This is a genomic window from Sphaerisporangium krabiense (assembly GCF_014200435.1).
GTDB lineage: Bacteria > Actinomycetota > Actinomycetes > Streptosporangiales > Streptosporangiaceae > Sphaerisporangium > Sphaerisporangium krabiense.
Genome location: NZ_JACHBR010000001.1, coordinates 4,857,228 through 4,870,641, shown reverse-complemented (window position 1 = coordinate 4,870,641; position 13,414 = coordinate 4,857,228). Strand labels below are relative to the sequence as shown.

At 73.9% G+C, this 13,414-nt stretch carries 10 protein-coding genes; 4 read left to right on the top strand and 6 right to left on the bottom strand.

Features of this window, described 5'->3' with window-relative positions:
- Positions 1 to 10: 10 nt before the first annotated feature.
- From BJ981_RS21495 to dxr, 4 genes are all read right to left on the bottom strand, one after another.
- Entirely contained in the window at positions 11 to 1,597 is a 1,587-nt protein-coding gene (locus BJ981_RS21495) for an alpha/beta hydrolase (protein ID WP_184613098.1), read from the bottom strand.
- A gap of 150 nt (positions 1,598 to 1,747) precedes the next feature.
- A complete protein-coding gene (locus BJ981_RS21490; protein WP_204070039.1) occupies positions 1,748 to 2,851 on the bottom strand; it encodes a PP2C family protein-serine/threonine phosphatase in 1,104 nt (367 codons plus the stop codon).
- Between the two features lie 82 nt (positions 2,852 to 2,933).
- Complete coding sequence (gene ispG, locus BJ981_RS21485) at positions 2,934 to 4,103, bottom strand: flavodoxin-dependent (E)-4-hydroxy-3-methylbut-2-enyl-diphosphate synthase (protein WP_184613096.1); 1,170 nt, start codon at positions 4,101 to 4,103, stop codon at positions 2,934 to 2,936.
- A 192-nt stretch (positions 4,104 to 4,295) separates the two neighbouring features.
- A complete protein-coding gene (gene dxr, locus BJ981_RS21480; RefSeq protein ID WP_184613094.1) occupies positions 4,296 to 5,510 on the bottom strand; it encodes a 1-deoxy-D-xylulose-5-phosphate reductoisomerase in 1,215 nt (404 codons plus the stop codon).
- Positions 5,511 to 5,771: 261 nt separating this feature from the next.
- Here dxr and BJ981_RS21475 point away from each other — a divergent pair, with 261 nt between their 5' ends.
- Positions 5,772 to 6,854, top strand: a complete 1,083-nt coding sequence (locus BJ981_RS21475) for a trypsin-like serine peptidase (protein ID WP_184613092.1) — start codon at positions 5,772 to 5,774, stop codon at positions 6,852 to 6,854.
- A 51-nt stretch (positions 6,855 to 6,905) separates the two neighbouring features.
- Positions 6,906 to 7,958, top strand: a complete 1,053-nt coding sequence (locus BJ981_RS21470; protein WP_184613090.1) for a trypsin-like serine peptidase — start codon at positions 6,906 to 6,908, stop codon at positions 7,956 to 7,958.
- A gap of 43 nt (positions 7,959 to 8,001) precedes the next feature.
- On the opposite strand, the gene BJ981_RS21465 is transcribed toward BJ981_RS21470, so the two are convergent.
- A complete protein-coding gene (locus BJ981_RS21465) occupies positions 8,002 to 9,429 on the bottom strand; it encodes an aldehyde dehydrogenase family protein (protein ID WP_184613088.1) in 1,428 nt (475 codons plus the stop codon).
- A gap of 228 nt (positions 9,430 to 9,657) precedes the next feature.
- Here BJ981_RS21465 and BJ981_RS21460 point away from each other — a divergent pair, with 228 nt between their 5' ends.
- Positions 9,658 to 10,302, top strand: a complete 645-nt coding sequence (locus BJ981_RS21460; protein WP_184613086.1) for a TetR/AcrR family transcriptional regulator — start codon at positions 9,658 to 9,660, stop codon at positions 10,300 to 10,302.
- Positions 10,303 to 10,311: 9 nt separating this feature from the next.
- Here BJ981_RS21460 and BJ981_RS21455 read toward each other — a convergent pair whose 3' ends face one another.
- Positions 10,312 to 11,781, bottom strand: coding sequence for a PucR family transcriptional regulator (locus tag BJ981_RS21455; RefSeq protein WP_239139038.1), 1,470 nt, complete (start codon positions 11,779 to 11,781; stop codon positions 10,312 to 10,314).
- Positions 11,782 to 11,932: 151 nt separating this feature from the next.
- Here BJ981_RS21455 and gabT point away from each other — a divergent pair, with 151 nt between their 5' ends.
- Positions 11,933 to 13,315: a 4-aminobutyrate--2-oxoglutarate transaminase gene (gene gabT / locus BJ981_RS21450; protein ID WP_184613082.1), complete on the top strand. Its 1,383-nt coding sequence runs from the start codon at positions 11,933 to 11,935 to the stop codon at positions 13,313 to 13,315.
- The last annotated feature ends 99 nt before the right edge of the window (positions 13,316 to 13,414 follow it).

Genomic DNA, 13,414 nt, shown 5'->3' with positions numbered 1-13,414 from the left:
CGAACCGGCCCTACGGAGCCGCGATCACCTTTCTGAGCCGCAGGTGTCCGTGCCCGCGGGTCGGCGGCGGGAGCGGTTTCGGCTCGGGTCCCGCGGCGCACGTGGCGTCGGGGCGGCGCCCCGCGTGCCGGTCCGCGCCGCCGGGGAGGCTGCCGTCGCGCAGGTAGGCGGCCAGGTGGCGGTCGACGCAGGGGTTGCCGCCGAAGGACACCCCGTGGTTGCCGCCGCCCTCCCGCAGCAGCCGGGCGCTCGGGAACCGGGCGCGCACCCGCAGCGCCCCCGCGTACGGGGTGGCGGCGTCGTAGCGGGACTGCACCAGCAGGATCGGCGGCAGGCCGGCGGACCCGCCGACGCGGAGCGGCGGCCCGCCCTTCACCGGCCAGAAGGCGCACGGCGCGTTGTACCAGGCGTTCTGCCAGGCCATGAACGGCGCCTTGGCGTTGACCTTGACGGTGTCCGCCACCCAGCGGCCCCAGTCGCGCGGCCAGTCGGCGTCGCGGCACTGCACCGCCAGGTACACGGCGTAGTTGTTCTCCGCGGCGGCGTCGTGGTCGACGTGCTGGCGGTAGGCGCTGACCAGCAGGTCGCCCTGCCCCTTGCGGACGTAGGCGGCGAACGCGCCGGCGAGCTGCGGCCACACGAGGTCGGTGTAACCGCCGACGGTGAAGATGTCGTCCAGCTCGCTCGGGCCGATCGGGCCGGACGGCCTCGCGGCGAGGCCACGGCGCATGCCGGCGTAGGCGGCGGCGACGTCGGACTCGGTGCGGCCGAGGCGGTAGACGTCGTGGTGGCGGGCCACCCAGGCGAGGAAGTCGTGGTGGCGCCGGTCGAAGGCGTAGTCCTGGGCGATGTTCGCGTCGTACCACACCCCCTCGGGGTCGACCACGCTGTCCAGTACGAGCCGCCTGACCCGGCTCGGGAACAGGGTGGCGTAGACCGCGCCGAGGTAGGTGCCGTAGGAGTAGCCGAGGTAGCTGATCTTCTGCTCGCCGAGCGCCTGGCGGATCGCGTCCATGTCGCGGGCCGAGTTCTCGGTGGCCATGTGCGGCAGCACCAACGGCCAGCGCGTGGCGCACGCCTGCGCGTACTCCTGCGCCTTGGCCAGCAGGGCCGCCTCGGCGGCGCGGTCGCCCGGCACCTGGTCGAGGCGCGGGGCGGCGAAGTGCTTCCTCGGGTCCACGCAGCTCAGGGCGGGCTCGCTGGCCCCGACGCCGCGCGGGTCGAAGCCGATCACGTCGTAGCGGGCGGCGACGTCCCTGGGCAGCGCGGCCGCGACGTACCGGGCGAGCGTGATGCCGGAGGCTCCGGGGCCGCCCGGGTTGACCAGCAGCACCCCTTCGCCGTTCTGGTCGTGCGAGGCCGAGCCCCTGACGCGGTTGAGGGCCAGGGAGATGGCCGGGCCGTCGGGCTTGGCGTGGTCGAGAGGGACCCTGACGGTGCCGCACTCGACCTTCGCGGCCGTCTTCGGCCCGGGGCACGCCCCCCACTGCACCGTGTCGCGGGGCGCGGCGGCCGCGTCCCGTGCCCCGGTCGTGAGGCCGGCGACCAGCGCGATCGGCACCGCCGCGCTCGCGACCACTCCGAGAACCCGTCTCACCCGTCACTCTCCTCCGCCTGCTGGGACCAGAGGCGATGCTGCCGGATGGTGCGGTCGGGCAAGCGCCCGGACGAGCAATGTTTACCATTCCGTAGTCATGTGATTACCTTCGGCAGTCACTATCGACGGGTTCCCGGCGCGGGCGCCGGTTCACAGGCGGCGGATGGCGACCATGGCGGCGTCGTCCTCCAGCCGTCCGCCGACGTGGGCGAGCAGGTCGGCGCGCACGTGCGCGATCAGGGCCTCGGGGCCGTCGCCGGGCCAGGAGCCGAGGCGTTCCTCCAGCGGATAGAAACTTCCCGACGGGCATCGGGCCTCCACGACGCCGTCGGTGTAGAGCAGGAGGGTGTCGCCCGGCCGGAAGTCGAACGTCGCGACCCGGTAGGCGCCGTCCCCCAGCTCCCCGAGGCCGAGCGGCGGCGAGGGGGCGGCCACGTGCAGGGTGGAGACCCGGCCGTCGCGGACCAGCAGGGGCGGAGGATGCCCGCAGTCGATCAGGTGGAGCACCTGCCGGTCCCCCGGCACCTCCAGGACGGCCGCGGTGATGAAGTTCTCCGAGACCTCCCCGGAGTGCTCGGAGTTCTCCTCCAGGTCGACGCGGACGCTCTCGTCCAGGTGGCGGGCCACCTCCGGCAGGGCCGCGTGGCGGCGGGCCGCCTCGCGGAACGCGCCGAGCAGCAGCGCCGCGTCCGACACCGAGGGCAACCCCTTGCCCCGGACGTCGCCGATCAGCAGCCGCGCCCCGGCGTTCGCGGGCGCGGCGGCGTACAGGTCGCCGCCGATCTGCGCCTCCCGCTCGGCGGCCAGGTACGCCGAGGCGACCCGCAGCGGCCCGAGCCGCGCGGGGAGCGGGCGGAGCAGCGCCTGCTGCGCGGCCTCGGCGATCGAGCGGACGCGCACCAGTTCCTCCTTGTGTCGCTCGCGCACGGCGGCGAACACCACGAGGAACGTCGAGACCAGCACGAGCGCCGCGAACTGCGCCCGCGCGGCCGGCATGCCGAGGAGGGAGGAGCGGACGTCGAGCAGGATCAGGTCGGCGACGGCGACGGCGGCGATCAGCGCGGTGCGCCCGGGGCCGGCGGCGGAGGCGGCGACCGCGGGCGCGACGATCAGAAAAGGGCTGAACTGGATGGTCGCCGGGGTGATGAGGTCGGCGATCGTGATCATCGCGATCAGCGCGAGCGAGACCGCCACCACGGCCTGACCGGACTGCCAGACCCGGCGGGCGCCCGTCTCCCGCCTGCGGAGCCGCACCCTTCCTGGATACACCCACCGAGCGGGGGCCAGGAAGGGTCTGGCCCCGCCGACCTGCGGCGGGGCCACGAACGGGCGCGGGTCAGCCCACGACGACCTGCGGGCCCGGGGCGTCCTCGTCCTCCAGGTCGACCTCGACGCCCATCTCCTCCGCCAGGCGCAGAGCCTCCTCGATGAGGGTCTCGACGATCTGGGACTCCGGCACGGTCTTGACGACCTCGCCCTTGACGAAGATCTGGCCCTTGCCGTTGCCGGAGGCCACCCCGAGGTCGGCCTCGCGGGCCTCGCCGGGGCCGTTGACGACGCAGCCCATGACCGCGACCCGCAGCGGGACCTTCAGCCCGTCGAGCCCGGCGTGGACCTGCTCGGCCAGGGTGTACACGTCGACCTGGGCGCGCCCGCAGGAGGGGCAGGAGACGATCTCGAGTCCGCGCTCGCGCAGGTTGAGCGACTCGAGGATGCCGATGCCGACCTTGACCTCCTCGACGGGAGGGGCCGACAGGGAGACGCGGATGGTGTCGCCGATGCCCTCGGCGAGCAGCGCGCCGAACGCCACGGCCGACTTGATCGTGCCCTGGAAGGCGGGGCCCGCCTCGGTGACGCCGAGGTGCAGGGGGTAGTCGCACTTGGCGGCGAGCAGGCGGTATGCCTGGATCATCACGACCGGGTCGTGGTGCTTGACGGAGATCTTCAGGTCGCGGAACCCGTGCTCCTCGAACAGCGAGCACTCCCACAGCGCGGACTCCACCAGCGCCTCGGGCGTCGCCTTGCCGTACTTGGCCAGCAGGCGCGGGTCGAGCGAGCCGGCGTTCACGCCGATGCGGATGGAGACGCCGGCGTCGGCGGCGGCCTTGGCGATCTCGCCGACCTTGTCGTCGAACTTCTTGATGTTGCCGGGGTTCACGCGGACGGCCGCGCAGCCGGCGTCGATCGCGGCGAAGACGTACTTGGGCTGGAAGTGGATGTCGGCGATCACGGGGATCTGCGACTTGCGCGCGATGGCGGGCAGCGCGTCGGCGTCGTCCTGCGAGGGCACGGCCACGCGGACGATCTGGCAGCCCGCGGCGGTGAGCTCGGCGATCTGCTGCAGCGTGGCGTTGATGTCGGCGGTCAGCGTGGTGGTCATGGACTGCACCGAAACCGGGGCGTCGCCGCCGACCGGCACGGACCCCACCATGATCCGCCGAGACACCCGCCGCTCGGCGATCGGCTTGCTCCGCACGGAGGGAATGCCCAGATCAACAGATGTCATATGTTCCAGCACCTTGGTCGGTTCGGCAGCGCGCTCAGACGGATCCAGTCTAGGTAACCCCGCGCACCTCAGGGTTACGGACACAGAGATACCCATTAAGCGGCCTTGGTCGGCATACACGTGCGGCGTCCCACCTTGGCGCGCCCGCCGCGGGCGCCACGGCCCTATGGCCGATCTCACACCCGGGCGGGCCTAAACCCCCGTCAGCTCGCGCGCCCGCGCGCGGGCCCAGGAGTCGGCGGCCAGGACCTCCTCGACCGAGCCGGCCGGGGACACGGTGTGCGCGCCGACGACCGCCTCGATCGTGTCGACGATGCCCGGGAACGGCAGCCGTCCGGCCAGGAAGGCGTCCACGCAGACCTCGTTGGCCGCGTTGTAGACGGCCGGCGCCGTGCCCCCGAGGACGCCGACGTGCCGGGCCAGCGCCACGGCGGGGAACGCCTCGTCGTCCAGCGGCTCGAAGGTCCAGGTGTGGGCCTTGGTCCAGTCGACGGGTCGCGCGGCACCGGGGACGCGGGCGGGCCAGCCGAGCGTGAGGGAGATGGGCAGCCGCATGTCGGGCGGGCTGGCCTGCGCGATCGTCGAGCCGTCGACGAACTCCACCATCGAGTGGATCACGGACTGCGGGTGGACCACGACGGTGATGCGGTCGAAGGGGATGTCGAACAGCAGGTTCGCCTCGATGACCTCCAGCCCCTTGTTGACCAGCGTGGCGGAGTTCAGCGTGATGACGGGGCCCATGTCCCAGGTGGGGTGCTTGAGGGCCTGCTCGGGCGTGACGTCCCGCAGGTCGGCGCGGGACCGGCCCCGGAACGGGCCGCCGCTGGCCGTGACGACCAGCCGCCGCACCGCCGCGGGGTCGTGGCCCTCCGGCCCGGCGGCCCACAGGCACTGGGCGATCGCCGAGTGCTCGGAGTCCACGGGCAGGATGCGTCCCGGCCCGGCGGCGCGCTTGACCAGCGGCCCTCCGATGATCAGCGACTCCTTGTTGGCCAGCGCGAGCACCCGCCCCGCCGACAGCGCCGCCAGCGTGGAGGTGAGCCCCACCGCGCCGGTGATGCCGTTCAGCACGATGTCGCACGGCCAGGCGGCGACCTCGGCGACGCCCTCGGGACCGGCGAGCACCGGGACGTTCCCCACCGCCTCGCGCAGGGCGGGGACGGCGCGTTCGTCGGCGACCGCGACGACCTCGGGCGCGAACCGCTCGACCTGGCGCGCGAGCAGGTCGGCCTGGCCGCCGCCCGCGACCAGCCCGGCGACGCGGAAACGGCCGGGCTCGCGGGCGATGACGTCCAGCGCCTGGGTGCCCACCGAGCCCGTCGAGCCGAGCACGACGATCGACCGGGGCTCGCGCGGCTCTGGCGCGGCCGCCCCGATGCCGGCGGGGACGGCGAGTGACGTCTGCATGCCCTCCATTATCGCGGGGCCGGTCCCCGCCCACGGCCGACCCGCGTGACACCACAGCGACGGGTGGGAAAGCAGCAGCTCAATGCCCGAATCCCGCCATACCCGTCTCGGCGAATCACGAGAAATGCGGCGATCTGTCGCACTACGGTCGCGCGTCAGACACGGCACCGACAGCACGAGCCGGGCACGGCGGGACGCGCCGCGCGTTCCCCCCGCGGGCGCGCCCTCCGCCCGGCGCACGCCCCTCAGGAGGACCCCCGCATGCACCGCACCGCACGACGTCTCGTCCCCGTACTCGCCCTGGCGCCCCTCGCCGCCGCGGGCATCGTGCTCACCGCCCCCGCCGCGGACGCCGCCAAGCCGCCCGCGCCGGCGCGCGCTCCCCGGCCCATCGTCCACGACGCGGCGGACACCTCCGGCGAGCAGCGCGGCGTCAAGCGGTACTGGACCCCGGCGAAGATGGCCGCGGCCAGGCCGCTGGACCTGGTCCGCACCCGTGGCGGCAGGACGACCGTCGCGCCCGGCGGCCCGACCGGGGTGAGCCGCGCGGCGGCCGAGCCGTCCGACGCGCCCACCCCCACTCCCTCTCCCTCTTCCTCCGCGACGCCGTCGCCCTCGGGGTCCCCCTCCCCCACGCCGGTCACGCCCCCGCCCTTCCGCTCCTCCGGCCTGCCGTGGACGTGGGGCGGCGCGATCACCAAGGCCGAGGGCAGGGTCTTCTTCACCTACCAGGGCCGCGGCGCCTCCTGCTCGGGCACCGCCGTCAGCAGCGCGAACAAGAGCGTCGTCATCACCGCGGGGCACTGCGTGAAGCTCGGCGGCGCCTTCCACACCAACTGGGTGTTCGTCCCCGGCTACGACAACGGCGCCCGCCCGTACGGGACGTGGGTGGCCACCGACCTGCTCACCACCCCGCAGTGGAGCTCCGGCGAGGACATGAACTTCGACGTGGCCGCCGCCGTCGTCGCGCCCCTGAACGGGCAGCGCCTCACCGACGTGGTCGGCGGGGCCGCGGTGGCGTTCAACCAGCCGCGGGGCCGCCAGATGCACGCCTTCGGCTACCCGGCCGCGAGCCCGTACAACGGGTCCCGGCTGATCTACTGCTCCGGCCGGGTGTTCGACGACTACCTGGTCTCCACCGACCAGGGACTGTCCTGCGACATGACCGGGGGCTCCAGCGGCGGCGGCTGGTTCACCGGCTTCGACGCGCGCACCGGGACGGGCTCGCTGAACTCGGTGAACAGCTTCAAGTACAACTTCGCCCCGTACTGGATGTTCGGGCCGTACTTCGGCCAGGAGGCCCAGGCGGTCTACACGGCGGCCCAGAACGAGAACGCCACCTGATTTACCGAAAGTATCCGCGAGGGCACGCAGCGTCGTTCACACTCGGGAGCCATGACGCCGATCCTCCCCCTGGTCGCCGCCCTCTCCCTGCTGGCCGGGCTCCTGGGCGCCCCGTCCCGCGGCCCGGCCCGTCCCCTCCCCGCCTCCGCCCCGGTGACCCGGCCCGGGCCCGCGGGCGTCATCGCCCACGCCGCCGCGCGCACCCGGAGCGAGCGGCGGCGCGTGCTCGGCTACTGGACCCACCGGCGCATGGCGCGCGCCCTGCCCGCCGACCTGCTCGGCCAGATGTCCGCGCTCGGCGCCCTGGCCTCCGGCGCGGTCCCGCCGCCGGCGTCCGCCACGCCCGTCCGGCTGCCCGTCCCGCCCTGGCCGGGCGCGGCAGGGCCTCCCGCCCGGCGCCGCGCGAGCGGGGCGCGGGTGGGCACCACCGGGGCGCGCTGGGCGGCGGGCGGCGCGGTGACGCGCACCGTCGGCCGGGTCTTCCTGACCATGCGCGGCGTCGACTTCGTCTGCTCGGCGGGCGCGGTGCGCAGCCACAACATGGACGTGGTGGTCACGGCCGGGCACTGCGCGAAGGACGGCGCGGGCGCCTGGGCGGAGAACTGGACGTTCGTGCCGGGCTACGACGCGGGGCGGCGGCCGTACGGGGCGTTCACGGCCCGGCGCGTGCTGGTGCCCGAGCGCTGGTCACGGCGCGGCGACGACAGCCACGACCTGGCCATGGTGGTGGTGAACCCCTCGGCGCGCGGCCACCTGACCGAGGTGGTCGGCGGCCAGGACATCGGGTTCAACCGGCCGCGCGGCCTGCGCGCGTACGGGTTCGGCTTCCCGGCCGACCCGCCCTACGACGGCGAGCACCTGGTGTACTGCGCGGGCGCCCCGCACGGCGACCCGCACGACCAGACCTCCGACCAGGGAATGCGCTGCGATCTGACGGCGGGCTCCAGTGGCGGCCCGTGGCTGAGCGCGTTCGACCCCGCCACCGGACAGGGGGTGATCACCTCGGTGAGCAGCTTCAAGTACAGCGACGACCCCGGCACGATGTACGGCCCCTACTTCGGCGACGAGGCCAGGCGCCTGTTCGAGACCGCGGAGCGCGCCTGAGGGCCGCCCCGGCTCGGGAGCGGCCCTCAGGCACTGGTCCGGGCTAGAGCGTGAGCCCGGTGAGCACCATCACCTTCTCGTAGGTGAAGTCCTCCATGGCCGAGCGCAGGCCCTCCCGGCCCACGCCGGACTCCTTGATGCCGCCGTAGGGCATCTGGTCGGCGCGGTAGGACGGCACGTCGCCGATGATCACGCCGCCGACCTCCAGCTCCTTGCCGGCGCGGAACGCCAGGCCGAGGTCGCGGGTGAACACCCCCGCCTGCAGGCCGTACTTGGAGTCGTTGACGGCGGCGAACGCCTCGTCCGCCGAGGCCACCGGCTGGATCACCAGCACGGGACCGAAGATCTCCTCGCAGATCACCTTGGCGCTAGCCGGGACGCCGGCGAGCACGGTGGGGGCGACGGTGGCGCCGTCCCTGTCGCCGCCGGCGAGCACGCGGGCGCCCGCCTCGACGGCCTCGGCGATCCACTGCTCGACCCGCTCGGCGGCCTGCTCGGAGACCAGCGGCCCGACCTGCGTCTTGTCGTCCGCGGGGTCGCCGACGACCAGGGCGTCCACGGCGGCGAGCAGCTTCGGCGTGAAGGCGTCCAGCACGGACTCGTCGACGATGACCCGCTGGACGGCGATGCAGCTCTGCCCGGCCTGGTAGTTGGAGAACAGGGCGATGCGCCCGGCGGCCCAGTCCAGGTCGGCGTCGGCGAGCACCACGGCCGCGGCGTTGCCGCCGAGCTCCAGCGTCACGTGCTTCTGCGGCACCTGCTCCTTGATGGCGTACCCGACGGGCCCGGAGCCGGTGAAGGAGACCACGGGCAGGCGGGGGTCCTCGACCAGGGCGGCGGCGCGGTCGTTGGGCACGGGCAGCACCGAGAACATGCCCGCGGGCAGGTCGGTCTCGGCGAGCAGCTCGCCGAGCAGCAGCGACGACAGCGGGGTGGCGGGCGCGGGCTTGACGACCACCGGCGCGCCGACCGCGATGGCGGGGGCGACCTTGTGGGCGACGAGGTTCAGCGGGAAGTTGAACGGCGTGATCGCGAGCACCGGGCCGTGCGGCTGGCGCGAGACGTAGGCCAGGCGGCCGGCCGCGGCGGGCTCGGTGTCCAGGCGCTGGACCTCCCCGCTGAAGCGCCGGGTCTCCTCGGCGGCGAAGCGGAAGGTGGAGATGGCGCGGCCGACCTCGCCGCGGGCCCAGAAGATGGGCTTGCCGTTCTCGGCGCTGATCAGCCGGGCGATCTCCTCGGCGCGCTCCGACAGGCGCCGCGAGACGTGGGCCAGGGCCTCGGCGCGCACGTGGATGGGCAGGGCCGCGGCCTCCTTGCGCACCGCGTGCGCGGCGGCGACGGCCTGTTCGGCCTGGTCGGGGTCGGGCACGGATGCGATGCCGACGACTCGGCCGTCGTGAGGGTTGGTCACCGTGAGCTCCGCCTCGCCCCGGGCGGGCGAACCGGCGAGCCAGAAGGGGCGTACGTCCATGTGACGACGGTATGTCACGAAGGTGGCGCGATGCCTACTCCACTGCGGACAAGAGGCGCCATCGAGCGCTACAATCCGCATAAGAAACGGTACTTCCCCTTTCCGTAACGGACATGCCGCAATTTAAGAATGTTTTCTACTGCATGTCGGTTTGAAGCCTCTGGCACGTGGTTAAGTCCAGATGCGGGCCCGTGCGGGGGTCCTTGCTGAGAAGGGTCTGGGTCGCTCATGGTTTCGCCGGCGCCGCTCGGTCTCCAAGGGGCGTACGCGCTGGGCAACCAGACGTCCCACGACGAGCTACGAAAACGTCTCATCCAGGTCGCGGGCGACCTTCTGCTCAGCCACGGGCCCGAGAGCCTCACCGTGCGGCGCATCGCCAGCGAGGCCGGGTGCTCCACCACCGTCGTGTACACGATGTTCGGTAACAAGGAGGGCCTGGCCGAGGCGCTGTACCTGGAGGGTTTCGAGCGGTTCCGCCGCCGGCTCGCCGCGGTGCCGCGCCACCCCGACCCGCTCGAGTACCTCACCTCGCTCGGCCCGGCCTACCGCGAGGCGTGCCTGGCCGAGCCCGGCTACTACAGCGTGATGTTCGAGAAGGCGATCCCGGGGTTCGAGCCGAGCGAGCGGGCGCGCACGCTGGCCAGGGCGGCGGTGAACGTCCTGGACCGGGCCATCGCCGACTGCATCTCGGCGGGCTACCTCGTCCCCACCCAGCCGCGCAAGATCGCCGACTGCCTGTGGGCGGCGGCGCAGGGCGCCGTCAGCCTGGAGCGGGCGGGCCACCTGCGCGACGACCGGGTGTACGCCTCGGTGACCCTGGCCGCGATCAGCCGCTACCTGGTCCACAAGGACAGCCTGCCCGTCCCGCTCTGACGGCCGCGCTCACCGGCCTCTCGGGCTCCCCGAGGCGCGCTCCGGCGCGGACAGGGCGATCCACAGCTCGGCGCGGGCGGCGGGGTCGTCCGGGTCGCGCCCGAGCAGTTCGCCGACGCGGCGCATGCGGTAGCGAAGGGTGTGCCGGTGGACGCCGAGCCGCTGCGCCGCCGCGTCCCAGTGGCCGTTGCACTCCAGGTAGGCCCGCAGCGACTCCACCAGGTCGGCGCGGGAGCCGTACTCGCGCAGCGGCGCCAGCAGCGAGGAGGCGAAGCCCTCCAGCAGGCCGGGGTCCACCAGCGACAGCAGCCCCTGCCCGGCGAGGTCGGCGAAGCGCATCACGGGCGCGGCGGAGGCCAGCGCGCGCCGGCCCTGGTCGAGCCCCGTGGCGAGCTCCCGGGGCCCTGCGGGGCCGCCCACGCCGACCCGGCCGTGCGCGGCGGCCAGGCCGATCACCCGCTCGGCGTCGCCCTCAGGGGCCAGCGCCACCACCAGCGGCCCCCAGGGCGCGGCGAACACCGGGAGCGCGTCCAGCAGCGCCTCGGCGTCCCGGGGCTCGCAGGCCAGCACGACCACGGGCCCGGCCGGGATCTCGTCCGCCTCGGAGACCCGGACGGCTCCTTGTGGCCCGGCGGCCTCCAGGACCTCGCCGGCGGAGGCGGCGTCCCCGGCCAGCAGCAGCCGCAGCGCGGCGGTGCGCACGCGGCGCTGGACGGCCAGCCGCGCCCGTCCCTGTTCGAGCGCCAGCGTGAGCAGCGAGCCCGCGGTGTTGACGACGGTGTGGCCGACCGGCGAGAACGGGCGCGCGGCGCCGACGGCGAGGAACCCGCGCACCCGCGGCTGGTCGCCGAGGGGCTGCACGACGACGTGCCAGGACGGCCCGGAGACGGCCAGGCTGGCGGGCGCGCCCGGGGCCCGCAGCCGTCCGATCTCGTGCCCGGCCATCGCGGCGCCCTCGTCCGCGCCCGCCCCGGCGGCGCTGAGCAGCGTGCCCGTGTCGTCGAACAGGGCGGCCCAGCCGTGGATCTCCAGGGCGAGGCGCTCCACCACCGCGGCGGTGCCCTCCTCCCGCAGCGCGGCCCGGGTGAGACGGCCCTGCGCCGTGAAGGCGGCGCTGAGCTCCTCGTACCGCTCGGCGGCGAGCAGTTCGCTGACCGCCTTGCCGATCGCGATGAACGGCGTCTCCCTGGGCACCTCGACCAGCGGCAGCGCGGCCCGCTCCGCCGCCTCGACGAACGCGGGCGGCACGTCCTCGTGGCCGAGGCCCACGCCGAAACCGAGCCCGGCCACCCCGCGGGCGACCAGCCTGGCGACGTAGGCCGCCGCGTCGCCGGGGCCGAGCCGCATGCCGGTGGTCAGCACGAGCTCGTCCCCTTCCAGGAACGGCGTCGGATCCTCCAGCTCGCTCACGGCGACCCACCGCACCGGCCGGTCCAGCACGCCGGCTCCCGCGCGGACGCGAAGGCGCAGCGGTGGCATCGCCGCCACGCGCCGCAGGCTCGGAGCCATCCCGCCCCCAGAAGGACCCTCGAAAACCGTACGCGCTTGTACAAGATGGACAAGCGGCTCGGCCTTATTGTGCCATGTCGCCAGGTCGGCAGCGCGGCCCGGTGGCCGTACGGTCGAAGGCATGAGCACCGAGCGTGACGCACACCGGCCGGACGGGCCCATCGCACACGGCGGCCCCACGCTCCCGCAGGAGCGCCGCCTCCTCACCGAGATCCCCGGACCGCGGTCGCGGGAGATGTTCGCCCGCAAGCAGTCCGCCGTGCCGCCGGGCATCGGCACCACGCTGCCGGTCTTCGTCACCCACGCGGGCGGCGGCGTGCTGGTGGACGCGGACGGCAACTCCCTGATCGACTTCGGCTCCGGCATCGCGGTGACCACCGTCGGCAACGCCGCTCCGCGCGTGGTCGAGCGGGTCCAGCGCCAGGTCGCCGACTTCACCCACACCTGCTTCATGGTCACGCCGTACGAGTCGTACGTGGAGGTGTGCGAGAAGCTCAACCACCTCACGCCCGGTGACCACGAGAAGCGCACGTTCCTCGTCAACTCCGGCGCCGAGGCCGTGGAGAACGCGGTGAAGGTGGCCCGGCACGCGACCGGCCGCCAGGCCGTCGTGGTGTTCGACCACGGCTACCACGGCCGCACGCTGCTGACGATGACGCTGACCGCCAAGAACATGCCCTACAAGCACCGGTTCGGCCCGTACGCCCCTGAGGTGTACCGGATGCCGATGGCGTACCCGTTCCGCTGGCCCACCGGCCCGGACGACTGCGCCGAGGAGGCCGCGGCCCAGGCGATCGACGCGATCGAGAAGCAGATCGGCGCGTCGAACGTCGCCGCGATCGTGATCGAGCCGATCCAGGGCGAGGGCGGCTTCGTCGTGCCGGCCCGCGGCTTCCTGCCCAGGCTGGCCGAGTTCGCCAAGGCCAACGGCATCGTGTTCGTCGCCGACGAGGTGCAGACCGGCTTCGCCCGCACCGGCCACCTGTTCGCCTGTGAGGACGAGGGCATCGTCCCCGACATCATCTGCACGGCCAAGGGCATCGCCGGCGGCCTGCCGCTCGCCGCGGTCACCGGCAGGGCCGAGCTGCTGGACGCCGTCCACGTCGGCGGCCTCGGCGGCACCTACGGCGGCAACCCGCTGGCCTGTGAGGCGGCGCTGGCCGTGCTGGAGACGATCGAGGCGGACGGCCTCGTGGCGCGGGCGCGCCAGATCGGCGACCTGATGCTGCCCCGGCTCGCCGCGCTGGCCGAGCGCTGCCCGGTCGTGGGCGACGTGCGCGGGCGCGGCGCGATGATCGCGATCGAGCTGGTCAAGCCGGGCACCAAGGAGCCGGACCCGGCCCTGACCGGCGAGATCGCCCAGCGCTGCCACGCCGAGGGACTGGTGGTGCTCACCGCCGGCACCTACGGCAACGTGCTGCGTTTCCTGCCGCCGCTGGCCATCTCCGACGCGCTGCTGGACGAGGGGCTGTCCATCCTGGAGAAGGCCGTGTCCGCCGTTTAGGAGGACCACCGAAGGGGCACCCGGCTTGCTGCCGGGTGCCCCTTTTGTTGTTGTCCGGCGCGTGCGATGCGCGTGATTTAACCCATCCTTGACATCGCA

What these genes read in the sequence shown, in the direction of transcription:
- BJ981_RS21455 (WP_239139038.1), bottom strand. Translation starts at nt 11,781, where the DNA reads ATGCCACCGCTGCGCCTTCGCGTCCGCGCGGGAGCCGGCGTGCTGGAC.
- BJ981_RS21475 (WP_184613092.1), top strand. Translation starts at nt 5,772, where the DNA reads ATGCACCGCACCGCACGACGTCTCGTCCCCGTACTCGCCCTGGCGCCC.
- BJ981_RS21470 (WP_184613090.1), top strand. Translation starts at nt 6,906, where the DNA reads ATGACGCCGATCCTCCCCCTGGTCGCCGCCCTCTCCCTGCTGGCCGGG.
- BJ981_RS21460 (WP_184613086.1), top strand. Translation starts at nt 9,658, where the DNA reads ATGGTTTCGCCGGCGCCGCTCGGTCTCCAAGGGGCGTACGCGCTGGGC.
- BJ981_RS21465 (WP_184613088.1), bottom strand. Translation starts at nt 9,429, where the DNA reads ATGGACGTACGCCCCTTCTGGCTCGCCGGTTCGCCCGCCCGGGGCGAG.
- dxr (WP_184613094.1), bottom strand. Translation starts at nt 5,510, where the DNA reads ATGCAGACGTCACTCGCCGTCCCCGCCGGCATCGGGGCGGCCGCGCCA.
- ispG (WP_184613096.1), bottom strand. Translation starts at nt 4,103, where the DNA reads ATGACATCTGTTGATCTGGGCATTCCCTCCGTGCGGAGCAAGCCGATC.
- gabT (WP_184613082.1), top strand. Translation starts at nt 11,933, where the DNA reads ATGAGCACCGAGCGTGACGCACACCGGCCGGACGGGCCCATCGCACAC.